This window comes from Bacillus sp. FJAT-28004 (assembly GCF_001280845.1).
In the GTDB taxonomy this organism is placed as follows: domain Bacteria; phylum Bacillota; class Bacilli; order Paenibacillales; family Paenibacillaceae; genus Pristimantibacillus.
Genome location: NZ_LGHP01000002.1, coordinates 937107 through 954123 on the forward strand (window position 1 = coordinate 937107; position 17017 = coordinate 954123).

Here is a 17017-nt window from a genome sequence, read left to right on the forward strand (position 1 = left end):
GATTTTGTACCTACTCGGGGGATAAGACATGGAACAAACTGCAAAGCTGTTGGAAAAGACGGAGGCTCCGGCCAGTCAAGGCGTTAGAAAATTCGGGATCAGAGATAAAGTCGGCTATATGTTCGGAGACGTTGGGAACGATTTGTTTTTTACATTAATTAGCGGTTATTTAATGTTGTTCTATACGGATATTTATGGAATATCCGCTGCGACTGCCGGCATGATTTTGCTAGTAGCTAGAGTACTGGACGCATTATTTGATGTGGCATGGGGAGCTTATGTCGATTCTAGGCCTGTCGGTGCGAGAGGTAAATTCAGACCTTACCTGTTATATAGTGCTATTCCTGTAACCGCTTTCGGTATTCTGACATTTACTTATTTTCCGGTCGCCGCAGGCTGGCAGGTTTTTCTGGCAACGGCTACCTACATTATATGGGGCTTGGCTTACTCTACAATAAACATACCTTATGGTTCATTAGCATCCGTTATCACATCGGATCCCGTGGAAAGAACATCGCTTTCTACATTCAGGACGATGGGTGCTATTCTAGCTAATGTTTTTATTATGACGGTAGCGCCGATTATTATATTTGGCAGCGGAAAAACGCCTACAGCAAACGGATTTGTAACGATAGCCATCATTTGCGCCGTGTTGGCGATTATATGTTACTTAAGCTCCTACCGAATGACGGTAGAAAGAATAAAAACAGTTAAGCCTGCCTCTGAGAAAATAAATTTATTGATAACCGTAAAAGGCTTATTTAAAAACAAAGCACTACTAGGCATCATGCTCGCTTCCTTCGGAATGATGGTCTCATTGATGGTGGTATCCGCAATAACGCCTTATTTGTTCAAAGATTATTTCAAAACACCGGGACTAATCTCGATTGCTGGTTTAATTGGATTGGGTTCCGCGCTCCTTGCCATGCCGCTCGTCTCTCCTCTAGTAAAGAAATACGGAAAAAAAGAGAGCGCTGTCATCGGCTTGATTATTGCGGTTGTCATTAATTTCATTATGTTCGTTCTACCGATCACAAGCCCTTATGTATATATTGGTTTTTACTTTGTATCAAGCTTTGGCATGGCTTTCTTAAATATATTGGTTTGGGCCATGGTCTCGGATTGCATCGATTATCAGCAGTTCATTACAGGCAAACGTGAAGAGGGAACCGTATATTCCGTCTACTCCTTAGTTCGTAAAATTGGTCAAGGGGTTGCGGGAGGACTCGGCGGTTTTGCGCTCGTTGCCGTTGGGTATAATTCCGGATTGCAGATTCAAACGGAAGAAGCTGCGAGAGGAATAAAGAATTTGATCACACTGATTCCCGCGCTTGGCTCGCTGATCGCGTTAGTTGCTATTGTGTGGATTTACAATTTATCGAAGCAGCGTTTGGTCTGGTTAAATGAGCAGTTAAAAAATTAATCAGCTGTAGAGATTATTCGATGACGTAATCCATTGTCCGGGGCATAGCCTCGGGCTTATTTGTTTTGGTTTGGGATACGGATCGGGGGTTTATCCATGCATGAAAAAGAGTCAAATGGGAATTTTAAGCAAAGAAAGTATAGAAGGCGGTGTTTTGATGGATAGTGATCTCAAGCAAACCAATGAACCGTTGGTTGCTGACCTACAAGAGAATATCCATAAAATGAAACAACGAATGGGTAATAGCACAGATGTTATTGTCCGTGAAATCAAACTAGGGATGATGGATGTAAAAGCTTGCCTCATCTTTATTGACGGGCTGATCGATTCAAATGCAGTAAACGATTTTGTTCTGGAATCACTGATGATAAAAAACGATTATTTATCATCCGAAAAATTAAAATCCGAAGGAAACGTTTTGCAATACTTGAAAGATTATATTTTAACAACAACGGCAGTTAAACATGATGTAGATGATTTTAACGGCATGTTTCATTCGCTGCTGTCTGGAAGCGTTATTTTGCTGATGGATGGTCATTTATCCGGATTTTCAATCAGCCTGAGCGGCTGGAAAGAGCGCGCGATTACAGAGCCTACCTCAGAAACGGTTATTCGAGGGCCTAAGGAAGGTTTTACGGAAAATTTGAGGGCGAATACGGCCATGATCCGAAGGAAGATAAAATCCCCGGATTTGTGGTTGGAAACCATTCAAATCGGGAGTTTGACACAAACAGATGTAGCGATTCTCTATATCTACGGAATTGCTAACGAGAAGGTAGTAAAAGAAGTGCTCACGCGTCTAAAGCGAATCGACATAGACGGCATCCTAGAAAGCAATTACATAGAAGAGCTGATTCAGGACGAGGCGAAGACCCCATTCCCGACTGTATTTAACTCGGAGAGACCGGATGTGATAGCGGCTTCGCTGCTTGAGGGCAAAGTGGCTATATTAGTTGACGGCACTCCTTATGTACTTGTCGTACCTGCCTTATTTGCTTCCTTTATACATTCTGCGGAAGATTATTATCATCGTGCGGATATCGGTTCACTTATACGGTTATTACGTTATTTGGGGATATTTATCGCCCTATTTGCACCGTCTATTTACGTTGCCGTTACCACTTTTCATATTGAAATGATTCCGCGCACACTTCTCGGTAGTTTGACTGCTCAACGTGAAGGCGTACCTTTTCCCGCTTTTATCGAAGCCATGATCATGGAAATTACTTTTGAGATCTTACGTGAAGCTGGCATTCGAATGCCTAGGAATATTGGACAAGCGATGTCCATTGTCGGTTCGATCGTTCTTGGGACTGCAGCAGTTGAAGCGGGACTTATTTCTCCGGCAATGGTTATCGTCGTCTCTATAACTGCAGTTGCCAACTTCGTTATTCCATCGAATGATATGGCCATATCGATCCGCTTAATGCGGTTTCCTTTTATTTTCTTGGGCGCTTCATTTGGACTATATGGCATTAGCTTAGGATTCATTACCATGGTCCTTCATTTAAGCAGCTTACGTTCGTTTGGCGTTCCCTATTTAAGTCCGTTTGCACCATTTGACTTTCAAGGTCAGAAAGATGGCTTATTGAGGGCACCTATCAGGTCCATGATTTTCCGGCCGAAATTAATAGCACGGCATAATCTAATGCGGCAGCGCGTGCGTCGACCAAAATAAAAGCTGATCAGGCCAAGCGACGTATTCGGAAGGGAATAGGATGAAAAGAAAATTAGCTGTCCTTTTATTGTCTGTTTTCTTATTAGCATTTGTAACAGGCTGTTGGAGCCGTAGCGAATTGAATGAATTTTCGATAGCTGCCGGGATGTCCGTCGATAAACCAGGGGATATGTATGAGGTAGCCGTACAAGTTTTAGAACCGAAACAATATGCATCTAATAAAAAAGGGGGAGGAGGGCAATCTCCCGTCATCCTTTTTAAAGCAAAAGGTTATTCCATTTCAGAGGCACTGCGGAAGATGACAAAGACGAGTCCAAGAAGGATACACTTAGGGCATTTACGCATACTCGCAATCGGTGAAAAAACAGCAAGAGAGGGTCTAAATGAAATTATAGATTTTTTTAGAAGGAATAGGTACTCTCGAGCAGACTTTGACATCGTCATAGCAAAAGGCTCAGCTGCTGAAAATATATTAACGGTGATGAGCCCAATTGATAATGTCCCGGCGGCGAAGGTATATCAATCGATTGAAGCCTCAGAAGATTATTTGTCGTCAGCGGGGGGAGTGAAATTGGATGCCCTCATTACCACCTTGTCGAGCACGGGGAAAAGTGCGGTATTACCTGGTCTCAAAGTGACCGGAAACTTGAAAAAAGGCAACTCTGCGGATAATTTAAAGACGATAGAGCCCTCTAGCGATATTGAACTACTGGGGCTATCCGTATTTAAGGATGACAAACTCATTGGCTGGCTAAGTCAGCAGGAGAGCCTAGGCTTCAACTACATCACTGATAATGTAACCCATTCGGGCTTAGTCACCGACTGCCCGAGCGGAAAGCAAAAAATTTCATATGAGGTCATGCGCTCTAAAACGAAGGTCAAAGGAAAAATTCAACAAGGCGTACCCCGGGTTGAACTATTCGTTCGAACAGAAATGAACATTGACGAGATCGCCTGCCATATGGATCTAGCAAATCCGGCCACCATTGTCGCACTTCAGGAGGATGCATCGAAGTATCTTGAGCAATTTTTGACCAATACGATCAAAACAGTGAGAACCAAATATAAAACCGATATCTTTGGTTTCGGCGAAGTTCTGCATCGAGCAGATCCAAGAGCATGGAGAGCGTTAAACGGTAATTGGGATAAGCAGTTTGCCGACCTCCAAGTTGCGGTTAAAGCTGAAGTGAAAATACGGAATATGGGCACAGTCATTCATTCGATGTCAAAAGTAGCTGGAAAGGAATGATAAGACATCTTTTAAGCATAGCCCAAGGACTGCATGCGAAGCTGCCCAATCCATTACAATGGCTTACTATCTTATATAGACCTTTGAGTGAAGCGGTATTTCATCTATTAAGTTAACTATAACTGAGGGGGGCGGATGAAGGTATGGAGCATCGAAGCGCGATTTCGACCAGGCAGCTTTCAATATTGGTCATCATGAATGTAACAGGTACTTCGATACTTACGATACCTTCAATTCTTGCAATGGAAGCCAAACAAGATGCTTGGTTAGCTGCAATTCTGGCGCTATTACTAACGCTGCCCATACTTTTTTTATACTTGGCCTTACATAAAAAGCATCCTATGAAAAATTTAACCGAGATTTTTGAAGCGGTGTTGGGAAAATGGGTTGGAAAGATAATTTCCTTGCTATTTATTATGATTTATCCTGTCTTATTAAGTGCTCTTACCTTAAGGGGGATGGGAGGATTTGTTCAGGTACAAACGATGCCAGAAACGCCAATCGGAGCGATATACATCATTTTTATTTTAGTTGTCATATACGCAGTGAAATTAGGGATAGAATCCATTTCCCGAACTGCTGAAATTCTGGTGGCGATTAGTCTTTTCATGCTTGCCTTTATGTCTATCTCTCTTATACCCCAAGTCCATATTGAACATCTATTACCCATCCTTGAAGGTGGATTTAAACCAGTCATAAGAGGCGCTGTTCCTTTGATGAGTTTTCCGTTTTTAGAGCTCGTTCTCTTTTTGATGATCTTCCCTCATGCAAACGAGCAAGCAAAGGTTAGAAAAGCTCTTTTATCAGGTGTTTTTATCGGATGGTCGCTCTTGTTCTTGATTACGATTCTTTCGATTCTTGTATTAGGCTTAGAGATTACATCGAGCGAAACCTATCCAAGTTATGCTTTGGCAAAAAAAATTAGTATTGGAAAATTTTTCGAAAGGGTAGAGTCAACGATTGCGTTCGCATGGTTTTTCACCTGTTTTATTAAAATGAGTACTTATGTTTATCTGATCGTTTATGGTTTAGCACAAACCTTAAATTTAAAAGACAGCAAATTTTTAACGATTCCGCTTGGTATGCTGATTGTGAATGTTGCTTTGCTTTTTGTACCGAATTCGAGTTACATGATTAACTTCAGCAGAACAATTTTACCGTTTTTTAATCTAACGTTTGGATTAGCCTTGCCGTTATTTTTATTGGCAGCAACCCTTGTTAGGGGCTATGTGAGAAAGGGATAATCGTTTTTCTGCTTCGTCATTCACCTTTGGGAGGTAGAGTCGCGGATCACGAGTTCAGGCTCTAAGTATACGGTTTTTAGTGATTCCGGGTCGTCAATAAGATCGAGAATGGTTGTTGAAATGACGGATGTTATCGTATCTATGGCTACGCCGACAACGGTCATCGGAGTTTCAAGGTCTTCCATTTGAGGCAGGTTGTCATAACTGACTACGGAAATATCCTGCGGAACGCGAAGTCCATGCTCTCCGATAGCCCGAATGATGCCGCGTGTCAAATCGATGCCGCCACTGATGACGGCTGTAGGACATGCCGTTTGCTCCAGCATCGTACGTGCGGCCATGTATCCGTCGTGAAATTCTAAGCCATTCATGTGAAGCACGGCGTCGTTCCTGACCTGTAAGCCCAGACGGATCATTTCGTCGCGAAAAGCTTCGATCTTTACGGTCTGCAGCGGATCTTGCGTGTTAGGTTCGCCAATATAGGCGATATCTTTATGACCGAGTTCAACCAAGTGACGTACGGCAAGACGAACGGCTTGGCCTCTGTTTACGTCAACGGCAGAGTACGGTGTGTAGCCTGCAGCGCCATAAGTCAGAATGGGGATCTGCAGCGGAATTAACTTGTTGAAGCTGGAAATACTATCCCTGTCCCCAAAGACGAGTATGGCGTCTACTTGGTAACGACGGAAGATTTCGATCGCTGATTCCAAATGGCTTATGGAGAGCAAAGTAACGTAACCCTTCTTTTCGAGTTGTTCATTAATCTTTGTAATCAGGGAGGAAAGGGCGGCGCGTTCAATGGATGGCCATACGACGCCAATCGCTCCGCTTCTTCGGGAGACGAGGCTTCGGGCTGCGATATTGGGTTGGTACCCCATTTCCTTTGCGATAGAAAGTATATGCTGTTTTGTTTTGTTCTGTACGAGCGGGCTGTCTCTCAATGCCTTGGAGACAGTGGAGAAACTGACGCCCGCTCGGTCTGCGATGTCTTTAATGGTTACCATGGATTCCCTCCGAAAGGCACTAGTCCGAGTTCTGATTTATGTCGTTCACTTTATCATAGAATACATTTTTTGCAAATGAAAGCGGCATATTTTTCGTATAGACAGCAATGGGATATTCGGATATCATAAAAATAACAACGTTGTTAATTTGGGATTAAAGGTGGTTTTATAGATGTTTGAATTACAAAATACCGTTTCAGTCGTAATCGGAGGCAATGGCGTGTTAGGCAGTGCCATGTCTGCCGCGCTTGCGGAAGCAGGATCAAAAGTGGCGGTCGTCGGCAGGGACATGGAAAAAGCTCGGCTCGTTTGTGAGCAGATCGAACGGAATGGCGGAATAGCGATTCCTTTGAAGGCGGACGCGACTAAAAAAGAGGAACTGCAGTCGGTTTTGAATGAAGTGCTTGAATGGGGCGGCCGTGTGGATACGCTTGTTAATGCCTCGGGGACAAATAGCGCGACACCGTTTTTTGATCTCGAAATGGAGGAATGGGACCGGATTATGGATGTTAACCTCAAAAGCGTAGTTTTGGCCAGCCAGGTTTTTGGTAAAAGGATGATCGAGCAGGGGGATGGCGGCTCCATAATCAATATTTCTTCCGTATCCTCTTCACCGCCGCTGTCTCGGGTATTTACTTACTCGGTATCGAAAGCTGGGGTAAATAGCGTAACTCAATATTTGGCCAGGGAGTTCGCTCCGAGCAAGGTAAGGGTTAACGCGATCATTCCCGGATTCTTCCCGGCAGAACAAAACAAAAAAATCTTATCACCGGACAGAGTGGAATCGATTATGAAGCATACGCCAATGAACCGCTTCGGAGATCCGGAGGAACTTAAGGGAACCATTGTTTACTTGGCCTCATCAAAAGCATCATCATTTGTCACCGGAGCGATGATCCGGGTTGACGGAGGATTTGGAGCGATGACAATATGAGTGATTTACTTCGAAGTTTAGTTGAAAATACACCTATTCCGAAGCTGGTAAAAATTCGTCAGTCGTTTGATGACACCATACTTGAAGATCCCATAGGAGAACTGATTGGGCGGTTGCGTACTGCCGATTCGATGACTGGGATTACTGCAGGACAAAGGGTTGCGGTTGCCGTAGGCAGCCGGGGAATTTCGCGAATCGATGAGCTCACAAAGACCGTTATTGACGAATTAAAGAGAATCGGCGCCGAGCCTTTCATTGTGCCATGTATGGGAAGTCATGGGGGAGCGACAGCAGAAGGGCAAACGGAGGTGCTTGCCCATCTCGGCATCGATGAGACGCGTATGGGTTGTCCGGTCCGTTCATCGATGGAGGTCGTAGAGCTTGATCGCCTGCCGAACGGCTTGCCGATTTACTGTGACAAAATCGCCGCTACGGAGTCGGATGCCATCATCGTCATTAACCGCATAAAACCGCATACGGCTTTTCGAGGGGCGATTGAAAGCGGCATGTTTAAAATGATCTCGATCGGACTGGGGAAGCAAAAAGGAGCAGAGGCTTGCCATCAGTTGGGCTTCAAGTATATGGCTGAGAATGTACCGGCAATGGCTCGTGTGATGATCGAGAAGCTTCCGATCCGGTTTGGGGTAGCGGTCGTGGAAAACGCGTATGACCAAATCTGCCGGATTGAGGTTCTCGGAACGGATACGATGGAGGAACGTGAGAAGGAGCTGCTAATCGAAGCGAAGAGCCGACTCCCGCAAATCCTTTTCAATGATCTGGACGTTCTTGTTATTGATTACATCGGAAAAAATATTAGCGGTGACGGAGCGGATCCGAATATCACGGGCAGGTATCCGACGCCTTATGCGCACGGGGGACCTGAGGTGAACAAGATGGTTGTTCTCGACCTGACGCCAGAGTCCCAGGGCAATGCAAACGGAGTGGGCACAGCCGATTTCACGACAAGCAGACTAGTTAGCAAGACGGATTGGCCAGCGACTTATGCCAATGGACTAACCTCTACGGTCTGTGCGCCGACGAAACAAGCGACAACGCTTGAGAATGATCGCGATGCCATTAAGGCAGCGATCAAAACCTGCAACATTTTGGATTACACACAGTGCAAGCTGGTTCGTATTCGGGATACGCTGCATCTTGGAACGATTGAAATTTCCGAATCACTGCTTGAGGAAGCCAAAAGAAATCCGCGCATCGAGATTTTGGAAGGGCCTTACGAGTGGAAGTTCGACGAGGAAGGATTTTTGCCAAAATGAGTGCGGATGCCAAAATAGTCATAGCCATTGATATCGGAACGACGAGCACGAAGACGTTGGCCGTCGACCTGACAGGACAGATCCTTGGAAGCCACTCGATTGAGTATCCGCTGCACACGCCGAAGCAAGGGTATGCCGAACAGGATCCCGATGTCATCTGCGAGGCTGTAATTGATAGCGTTGGTCATGTTATGAAGAAAGGCAGTTTTCAGACTGGGGAAATACGGTGTGTTGCCTTTAGCTCGGCCAATCACAGCTTGATACTGCTTGATGCGAACGGACTTCCGCTCACACCCAGCATCACCTGGGCGGATTTGCGCAGCGCAGCCCAGGCCGAGCGGTTGCTGAATGACGGAACGGGATTATCGGTCTATTCGCGGACGGGCACGCCGATCCACCCGATGTCACCGCTCGTCAAGCTGATCTGGATGAGGGAGGAAAGGCCGGATCTATTTCATTCCGCGCATCATTTCGTCGGAATAAAGGAATATATTTTGAATAAGTTATTTGGAATTATGATGATGGACCATTCGATAGCAAGCGCTACCGGTTTATTTAATCTCGAGACGTTAACATGGGATAAGGAAGCATTAATTCTGGCAGGCATTCGTGAGGATCAATTGCCCAAGCTTGTTCCTTCGACGGAGCGAATCGATGGGCTGAACAGGGAAGCGGCAGAACGGATGGGACTTGGTACGGACACGCCATTCATTCTCGGGGCGCAGGACGGAGTATTAGCCAATCTTGGAATTGGTGCGGTGGAGGAAGGTGTGCTGGCAGTGACGATTGGCACAAGCGGGGCTGTACGGACGACCGTAAAACGGCCTACCTTCGATGCGGATGGGAAACTGTTCTGCTACGCTTTGACGAAAGATCATTGGTTTGTCGGCGGACCTTCCAACAACGGTGCTATCGTAGCCAGGTGGATCTCGGATCGCCTCTACCCTGGGAAATCGATTGATGAGGTGCTCCCTTTAGCCGCTGCTGTGCCTCCGGGATCCAACGGCCTGCTTTTTCTACCTCTCTTATCGGGAGAAAGGGCTCCTTTCTGGGATGCCCAGGCCAAAGGTGTCATGTTCGGATTGACGCTTGCGCATAGGGAGACGGATATGCTTCGCGCTGCAATGGAAGGCGTTCTGTTTCAGATTACCGCAATCGTTTCCTTAATGAAGCAGGCAGGTGAAAAGCCTAAAGAGGTCAGGGCATCCGGAGGTTTTGCACGTTCTGCCTTATGGTGCCAAATGATGGCCGACATGCTGGGCGTGCCCGTACGGGTACCCGAGTCAGTAGAAAGCTCAGGACTCGGAGCCGCTCAGCTTGGATTATACGCTATGGATGGCTGCCGCGGCCCGCTGCTGAGGTGGAAGGAGCAGAAAGGCAGCTTCTTTGAACCCGATATGAGCAATCATAAGCATTATCAAAAAATACTTCCACTATATTTAAGCATATACGATCGATTGAAAGAGCCTATGAGGGAAATATCGAAACTGCAGCATATGTCGGTTGGATGAATTTAACGGAAGGCGGTGTCAATAGTATGCATGATAAATACAGCAAGCTGCAGGCGATTCTAACGGAAATGGAATCGGTTGTGGTGGCGTTCTCCGGAGGCGTTGACAGTACCTTTCTTCTGGATGCCGCAATAAAAACACTGGGAAGCGAGCGGGTCTTGGCGGTTACGGCCGACTCAGAAACCTATCCGACGGAAGAGCTTGAGGAAGCGATCCGGCTGGCGAAGAGCATTGGCGCGACTCATAAGGTAATCGAAACGTCTGAATTAAGTATTCCTGGCTACAAAGAGAATAATGCAAACCGTTGTTATTTTTGCAAAAAGAGTTTATTCGAGCATATCGAGCCGTTCATCGAGGACGGAGCTTACCGCCATATTGTCTACGGGCTCATTGCGGATGACATGAATGAGCATAGGCCTGGGGTTCAAGCGGCGAAAGAACGAGGTGTGCGGGGACCTTTGCAGGAAGCCGGACTTTATAAGGAAGAGATCCGTGATCTCTCCCGTGAGCACGGACTGCCCACTTGGGATAAGCCGTCATTCGCTTGTCTTTCCTCTCGGATTGCCTACGGCGAGACGATTACGATCGAGAAGCTTGGACGTGTCGGAGAAGCTGAACGCTATATTCGTTCACTAGGTTTTGGGCAAGTAAGGGTCAGGAGTCATGGCGATATCGCACGAATCGAAGTGGAACCGAGGGCAATGGAGCTGCTCATTAGCCACGCCTCCATCATTTCAGAGCGATTGAAAGAGCTTGGATTTATCTACGTTGCGATGGATCTTTCCGGTTACCGCAGCGGAAGTATGAATAAAGTGCTTGAACTTGGGGGCTCGGCGATATGAATGAGTTTGAGGATCTTGGATTTTGTAAGCTGGATGTGGGTCGCAACGAGCGGACGGGACATCCGGAAGTCGTTTTTGGACAGGGAAAGACCGTGGATCAGGTTGAAACCATTTTCTCAAGGCTTGTGGAAAATCATGGAAGGGCACTTGTCACCCGGGCAACGGCCGAGATGGCGGATCGAGTGATCGCAAGGCACCCTGAGGCTCGTTATGATAGTGGATCTCGACTTATCTCGCTGGGTCAATCCGCGCGCAAGCTCCCTGGAAAAGTGGCGGTTCTGACCGGAGGGACTTCGGATATACCGGTGGCGGAGGAAGCGGCAGGGACAGCGGAATGGATGGGCTGCGAGGTTGATCGTATCTTTGACGTCGGAGTAGCGGGAATCGATCGGCTTCTTAGCCAAAAGGAACGCATCCGGGAAGCGTCTGTTGTGATTGGGGTTGCCGGTATGGAGGGCGCCTTAGTCAGCGTTGTCGGAGGACTCGTCCGCAGGCCGGTTATAGCGGTACCTACTTCTATCGGTTATGGCGCTAATCTTCAAGGGATTACAACGCTTCTTGCCATGATGACCTCCTGCGCAGCCGGCGTGACCGTCGTCAATATCGATAATGGCTTCGGGGCAGGGTTTCAAGCAGCAATGATCTTACAATTGGTAGCGGAGGGCACTTAGAATGAGAACTGTCTATTTGGATTGTATTTCAGGCATCGCAGGGGATATGACACTTTCCGCACTCGTGGACCTGGGCGCAGACGAGGAGTATATTGTCAGCCATTTATCGAAACTTCCGATCGATCCTTTCACGATGGAATTCGTAAAGGTGGACCGAAGAGGCATAACCGCGAAATGGTTGAAGCTAAGCTTCGATCACAGTGAGCATAACGGCGGACACGATCATCACCATCATTCGCATGATCACGCACATGCTCACACACATGACCATCATCATGAGCATTCGCATGATCATTCACACGATCACCATCATGAGCATTCGCATGCACACGCACATGATCACCATCATGAGCATTCACATGATCACGCACATGACCATCATCATGAGCATTCGCACGATCATTCACACGACCATCACCATCATGAGCATTCACATGAGCACAGAAAAGCATCTGACATCATAAGAATGATCGAGATTTCAACGCTGCCGGATCGAGTGAAAGAGAGAAGTCTGTCCATCTTTCGCTTAATCGCTGAAGCGGAAGGCAAGATCCATGGCATGGACCCAGCCGATGTTCACTTTCACGAAGTGGGAGCGATGGACTCCATTTTGGACGTTATTGGCGTTTGCCTTGCACTGGAGAGCTTGGATGCTGGCAAAATTATTGTCTCTCCTGTACCAACGGGAACGGGCAGGCTGCGTATGGCCCACGGCTTATATCCGATCCCTGCTCCCGCTACGGCAGAGCTGCTGCGAGGCGTACCATTATCTGAGTTCACGGCTAAAGGGGAATTGACAACGCCGACAGGTGCTGGGATCGTCAAAGCGCTGGCCTCAGGTTTTGGTCCATTGCCCGCAGGAACGATTGACCGAATCGGATATGGCGCAGGTACAAAAAATTTCGACCATCCGAACGTTGTCAGAGCTGTTTTATATCAACAGGAGCAAGAGAAAAATTTCAACGAGACGATTGTCGTACTCGAAGCGCAGGTAGATGATTCAACGGGGGAGACACTTGGTTTTGCCATGGAAAGGCTGTTCGAAGCCGGAGCTCTCGATGTTTACCATACTCCTGTCTATATGAAAAAAAATCGTCCAGGCGTCCTTGTCACTGTTCTATGCCATCCGGCAAACAGCTCGCGGTGCGAGGAGACGATGCTTGCAGAAACATCGACTTTCGGCGTACGCAGGAGCGAATGGCAGCGTAGGGCGCTTGCTCGCCAGTGGATTCAGGTGGAAACTCCTTTCGGATCGGTGAGAGTGAAGCAGGCTCTAGATGGAGAAAAAATCATTCGCCAATCGCCGGAATATGAGGATGCGGCCCAAGCCGCTAGAACGTACGGCATTCCTCTCGAAACCGTCTACAGCGAAGTCTATAAACTGCTCAGAGAATAGGAGTAGGGAAACTAGTGGAGTTAATAGGTTTGTTAGCATTGTCTATATTGCTGGGTCTGCGCCATGGCATAGATTTGGACCATGTGGCAGCTTTAGCTGATATAACGGGAGGCAGCTCGGGCTCGAAAAAAGAGAGGATGAAGCTGTCTCTGTGGTACGCGGGCGGGCATGAAGCGGTCGTTTTCGTTCTTGGCTGCAGTATACTTGTATTTGCTTGGAGTGTACCGATTTGGGCCGATCAATGGATGGGCAAGGCAGTAGGCATAACCTTGATCTTTATGGCCATCCTTATTTTGATTGGAAGAAGAAATGGGAACGGTGCCTATTGGAGCCGCGGCATCGCTATATTTCAGAAGCTTAGGCGGAGAAACGGCGAGCCGTTTACTTTTACGCGTCGGAATGTATTTACAGTCGGAGTCATCCATGGTATCGGTGCGGAAACGCCGACACAGCTTCTTTTGTTCACCACGGTCGCCGGAGTAGCCGCAACGAACCACGGTATGCTTGCGGTAGCCGCGTTTAGCATTGGATTACTACTCTCTCACGCAATCATAGCGATTGTCAGCATTTGGTTTCATGATCTTGCCAAAAAAGTTCGTCCGCTGCTTCCAGTTACGATGTATGCCGCTTGTTTATTCAGTTTTGTTCTTGGAGTAAGCTATTTGCTGGAGTAATTGCGGTCTTTTTTAACAACGTTGTTATTGATAGGATGCCTGGCATCCTTCTCTATATAAGCAATAAAGAGATTGAAGCATATTTGAATAAAGGGAGAGAAAGTATGTGAATAGAAAACAGATTGGTGTCATTGGCCTTGCTGTCATGGGGAAAAATTTAGCATTAAATTTGGAGAGCCGTGGATTTGAGGTTGCCGTCTTTAATCGATCTTATGAAAAAACAAAAGAGTTACTTGCAGAAGCTGACGGCCGAAAGCTATACGGATATGAATCTTTAGGGGACTTTGTCGCTTCGCTTGCGCTGCCAAGGAAAATTCTGTTGATGGTTAAAGCCGGGAATGCGACTGACGATACGATTAAACAGCTCCTTCCATTCCTGGGTAAAGAAGATATTATTATTGACGGCGGCAATTCGTACTTTGTTGATACACAGCGGAGAACGAAGGAGCTGGAGGCGCTAGGCATTCGTTTTATCGGTTCAGGCGTATCCGGCGGGGAGCAGGGCGCGTTGGAGGGACCCGCGATTATGCCGGGCGGAACCAAGGAGGCTTATGCACATGTTGAGCCATATTTGACCGCTATTTCTGCCAAAGTCGAGGGCGTGCCTTGCTGTACGTATATCGGGCCGGACGGAGCGGGTCATTATGTCAAGATGGTACACAATGGTATCGAATATGGAGACATGCAGCTGATTTGCGAATCTTATCATCTGCTAAAAGAAGTCATCGGTGCGGAGCCGGAGGAACTCCATCAAATTTTCAAGAAATGGAACGAAGGGGAACTGAACAGCTACCTGATTGAGATCACGCAGGATATATTCACCAAGATCGATCCGGAAACGGGTAAAAGAGTGGTTGATATTATCAAGGATTCTGCCGGGCAGAAGGGCACAGGAAAATGGACCTCGCAAAATGCCCTTGATCTCGGCGTTCCATTGCCTGTCATCACGGAATCTGTTTTCATGCGTTATTTATCATCTCTGGGAGAAGAGCGTAAGAGAGCCTCGGCGATGTTTGACAAGCCTGTTGTATCGAAATATAGCGGAAACCGGGATGATTTCATTGAGCTGGTGCGGAAAGCGCTGTATGCAAGCAAAATATGCTCCTATGCACAAGGTTTTGCTCAAATGAAAATGGCTTCCGATACTTATCAATGGGACCTGAATTGCGGTAGCATTGCCATGATATTCCGTGGAGGTTGTATTATCCGTGCGCAATTCCTTCAAAACATCAAGGATGCCTTTGATAACGATGCGAATCTTCCTAATCTGCTCGTAGACAGCTATTTTAAAAATATTGTGAATGATTATCAGCAAGCATGGCGGGAAGTGGTTGCAGCTGCAGCGCTGAATGGCATCCCTGTACCGGCATTCGCTTCGGCATTATCTTACTTTGACGCGTACCGTACTGAGCATCTCCCGGCAAATCTGCTTCAAGCTCAGCGCGATTATTTCGGAGCACATACGTTTGAGCGTATTGATAAAGACGGCAGTTATCACTATCAATGGAATAACTAAGAAAAGGGGAAATGAAAATGAGTACACAAATGGATATGAGTTTGGTTGATCTTCGGCAGACGGTTGAGCGCTTGGCACTTAGCACGCCAGTCACCGATATGCATACGCATTTATATGCGCCTGAATTCGGAAGTTTGCTTTTATGGGGCATTGATGAATTACTAACCTATCATTATTTGATTTCGGAGAGTTTCAGGTGGTCGGAGGAAGAGTACGACCACTTCTGGTCTATGACTAAGCGGGAGCAAGCGGATTGGATATGGAAATTGCTTTTCCTTGACCATTCGCCGGTAAGCGAGGCAGCTACAGGATTTATAACGATTCTCAAACGGCTTGGACTGGACGTATCCTCTCGTAACCTTGACGATTACCGCCTAGCGCTTGAAAAACGTACGGTGCATGAACAGGTCGATACGGTCATGCAAATCGCGGGAATCGAGAAAATCGTGATGACTAACGACCCGTTCGATCCCGTAGAACGTCCTGTCTGGCAATCAGGGAAAGGTAAAACGGATCCACGGTTTTATGCAGCGCTTCGCGTGGATGCACTGCTCAATGATTGGCCTCATGCTGTGAGCGAGCTTCAAGGTCTAGGTTATGATGTACAGGCGGAGTGGACGGAACGGACGAAAGAGGAGACCCGCCGTTTTCTATCCGAATGGATCACTCGCATGGATGCGCTCTACCTTGCCGTGTCCATGCCGGGCGATTTCACATATCCAGCCGATGATCATCGGAGCAAAATGATTGATGAGGTTATGATTCCGGTATGCCAAGAGCAAGACATTCCGTTTGCGCTGATGATTGGCGTTCGGAGAAAAGTAAATCCTTCGCTCGGATTGGCAGGAGATATGAGTATGCAGTCCGACGTGTCGGCCGTGGAAGCGTTGTGCCGCCGATACCCGGAGCAGAAGTTTCTTATTACGATGCTGGCAAGAGAAAACCAGCATGAGCTGACGGTGCTTGCCCGCAAGTTCCGTAATCTGATGATTTTCGGCTGCTGGTGGTTTCTTCACATCGAGTCGATGGTCGAAGAAATGACGCGGTTCCGCTTAGAGCTTCTTGGGACATCGATGATTCCGCAGCACTCTGACTGCCGCGTCTTCGAGCAGCTGATCTATAAATGGGAGCATTCCAGAAGAATTATCGGGAACGTGCTGGCGGACAAATACGAGAAGCTGCATCACAGCGGCTGGACCGTTACGGAAGAAGAAATACAGAGAGATTTAGATGATATGTTGAACCGGAATTTTTGGCGCTTTCTTGGCAAGGAGCAATAACTGTAAAAGGTTGGATTGATATTCGAACGGGCGCAGCCGATGGCTGCGCCTTCTATATGTATAGCTGTTCAGAGTTGAACAGAATCATAACCGACCAAAAAGACGTTTATTGCGCAAATTTTTTTCAAAATAGAAAAAATATTGCCCTGTGTTTGAACTTCGTGCTCCCTATAATCAAATCATAGACGAACCGCAATCAGACAGCTGCCCATTTTGTTTGAAAGCGCTTTAAAGGTTTTGTGTCTATAATCCTACCTCTGTTGATCATCTTCATCATGGCCAAAAACAAGTGAATGCCAGCAAGGTCATGGGAAGTGTCAA

Annotated in this window: 14 protein-coding genes; 13 read left to right on the plus strand and 1 reads right to left on the minus strand. The window is 46.9% G+C overall.

Translation table 11 applies throughout. The features are described from left to right. The first annotated feature begins 28 nt into the window (after positions 1 to 28). The 4 genes from AC787_RS26145 (at position 29) to AC787_RS26160 (ending at position 5594) form a co-directional block, all read left to right on the plus strand. The gene (locus tag AC787_RS26145) at positions 29 to 1423 is read left to right on the plus strand and encodes an MFS transporter (protein WP_054027880.1); all 1395 of its coding nucleotides are present in this window, start codon (positions 29 to 31) and stop codon (positions 1421 to 1423) included. A 100-nt stretch (positions 1424 to 1523) separates the two neighbouring features. Continuing rightward, positions 1524 to 3101, plus strand: coding sequence for a spore germination protein (locus tag AC787_RS26150; protein ID WP_152970751.1), 1578 nt, complete (start codon positions 1524 to 1526; stop codon positions 3099 to 3101). Between the two features lie 40 nt (positions 3102 to 3141). Beyond that, on the plus strand, positions 3142 to 4350 hold the full coding sequence (locus AC787_RS26155; protein ID WP_054027881.1) for a Ger(x)C family spore germination protein: 1209 nt from the start codon (positions 3142 to 3144) through the stop codon (positions 4348 to 4350). A gap of 143 nt (positions 4351 to 4493) precedes the next feature. Then, the gene (locus AC787_RS26160) at positions 4494 to 5594 is read left to right on the plus strand and encodes a GerAB/ArcD/ProY family transporter (protein ID WP_054027882.1); all 1101 of its coding nucleotides are present in this window, start codon (positions 4494 to 4496) and stop codon (positions 5592 to 5594) included. A 20-nt stretch (positions 5595 to 5614) separates the two neighbouring features. Here AC787_RS26160 and AC787_RS26165 read toward each other — a convergent pair whose 3' ends face one another. Beyond that, positions 5615 to 6598, minus strand: a complete 984-nt coding sequence (locus AC787_RS26165) for a LacI family DNA-binding transcriptional regulator (protein WP_054027883.1) — start codon at positions 6596 to 6598, stop codon at positions 5615 to 5617. Positions 6599 to 6770: 172 nt separating this feature from the next. Here AC787_RS26165 and AC787_RS26170 point away from each other — a divergent pair, with 172 nt between their 5' ends. The 9 genes from AC787_RS26170 (at position 6771) to AC787_RS26210 (ending at position 16696) form a co-directional block, all read left to right on the plus strand. Continuing rightward, positions 6771 to 7532, plus strand: a complete 762-nt coding sequence (locus AC787_RS26170) for an SDR family oxidoreductase (protein ID WP_054027884.1) — start codon at positions 6771 to 6773, stop codon at positions 7530 to 7532. Continuing rightward, the gene (locus AC787_RS26175) at positions 7529 to 8806 is read left to right on the plus strand and encodes a lactate racemase domain-containing protein (protein WP_054027885.1); all 1278 of its coding nucleotides are present in this window, start codon (positions 7529 to 7531) and stop codon (positions 8804 to 8806) included. The genes AC787_RS26170 and AC787_RS26175 overlap by 4 nt, the downstream gene beginning before the upstream one ends. Beyond that, a complete protein-coding gene (locus tag AC787_RS26180) occupies positions 8770 to 10317 on the plus strand; it encodes a gluconokinase (protein WP_321166168.1) in 1548 nt (515 codons plus the stop codon). The genes AC787_RS26175 and AC787_RS26180 overlap by 37 nt, the downstream gene beginning before the upstream one ends. Before the next feature lie 26 nt (positions 10318 to 10343). Then, a complete protein-coding gene (gene larE, locus AC787_RS26185; protein WP_054028203.1) occupies positions 10344 to 11159 on the plus strand; it encodes an ATP-dependent sacrificial sulfur transferase LarE in 816 nt (271 codons plus the stop codon). Then, positions 11156 to 11830: a nickel pincer cofactor biosynthesis protein LarB gene (gene larB / locus AC787_RS26190; protein ID WP_054027887.1), complete on the plus strand. Its 675-nt coding sequence runs from the start codon at positions 11156 to 11158 to the stop codon at positions 11828 to 11830. Before larE ends, larB begins: the two co-directional genes overlap by 4 nt. A gap of 1 nt (position 11831) precedes the next feature. Then, a complete protein-coding gene (larC, locus tag AC787_RS26195) occupies positions 11832 to 13226 on the plus strand; it encodes a nickel pincer cofactor biosynthesis protein LarC (RefSeq protein ID WP_054027888.1) in 1395 nt (464 codons plus the stop codon). Between the two features lie 14 nt (positions 13227 to 13240). Continuing rightward, the gene (locus AC787_RS26200) at positions 13241 to 13900 is read left to right on the plus strand and encodes a hypothetical protein (protein WP_054027889.1); all 660 of its coding nucleotides are present in this window, start codon (positions 13241 to 13243) and stop codon (positions 13898 to 13900) included. 106 nt (positions 13901 to 14006) lie between these two features. After that, positions 14007 to 15416 carry an NADP-dependent phosphogluconate dehydrogenase gene (gndA, locus tag AC787_RS26205; protein WP_054027890.1) on the plus strand — a complete coding sequence of 470 codons (1410 nt, stop codon included), beginning with the start codon at positions 14007 to 14009 and terminating at the stop codon, positions 15414 to 15416. Positions 15417 to 15433: 17 nt separating this feature from the next. Continuing rightward, a complete protein-coding gene (locus AC787_RS26210) occupies positions 15434 to 16696 on the plus strand; it encodes a glucuronate isomerase (RefSeq protein ID WP_054027891.1) in 1263 nt (420 codons plus the stop codon). The last annotated feature ends 321 nt before the right edge of the window (positions 16697 to 17017 follow it).

What these genes read in the sequence shown, in the direction of transcription:
- AC787_RS26145 (WP_054027880.1), top strand. Translation starts at nt 29, where the DNA reads ATGGAACAAACTGCAAAGCTGTTGGAAAAGACGGAGGCTCCGGCCAGT.
- AC787_RS26150 (WP_152970751.1), top strand. Translation starts at nt 1,524, where the DNA reads ATGAAAAAGAGTCAAATGGGAATTTTAAGCAAAGAAAGTATAGAAGGC.
- AC787_RS26155 (WP_054027881.1), top strand. Translation starts at nt 3,142, where the DNA reads ATGAAAAGAAAATTAGCTGTCCTTTTATTGTCTGTTTTCTTATTAGCA.
- AC787_RS26160 (WP_054027882.1), top strand. Translation starts at nt 4,494, where the DNA reads ATGGAGCATCGAAGCGCGATTTCGACCAGGCAGCTTTCAATATTGGTC.
- AC787_RS26165 (WP_054027883.1), bottom strand. Translation starts at nt 6,598, where the DNA reads ATGGTAACCATTAAAGACATCGCAGACCGAGCGGGCGTCAGTTTCTCC.
- AC787_RS26170 (WP_054027884.1), top strand. Translation starts at nt 6,771, where the DNA reads ATGTTTGAATTACAAAATACCGTTTCAGTCGTAATCGGAGGCAATGGC.
- AC787_RS26175 (WP_054027885.1), top strand. Translation starts at nt 7,529, where the DNA reads ATGAGTGATTTACTTCGAAGTTTAGTTGAAAATACACCTATTCCGAAG.
- larE (WP_054028203.1), top strand. Translation starts at nt 10,344, where the DNA reads ATGCATGATAAATACAGCAAGCTGCAGGCGATTCTAACGGAAATGGAA.
- larB (WP_054027887.1), top strand. Translation starts at nt 11,156, where the DNA reads ATGAATGAGTTTGAGGATCTTGGATTTTGTAAGCTGGATGTGGGTCGC.
- larC (WP_054027888.1), top strand. Translation starts at nt 11,832, where the DNA reads ATGAGAACTGTCTATTTGGATTGTATTTCAGGCATCGCAGGGGATATG.
- AC787_RS26210 (WP_054027891.1), top strand. Translation starts at nt 15,434, where the DNA reads ATGAGTACACAAATGGATATGAGTTTGGTTGATCTTCGGCAGACGGTT.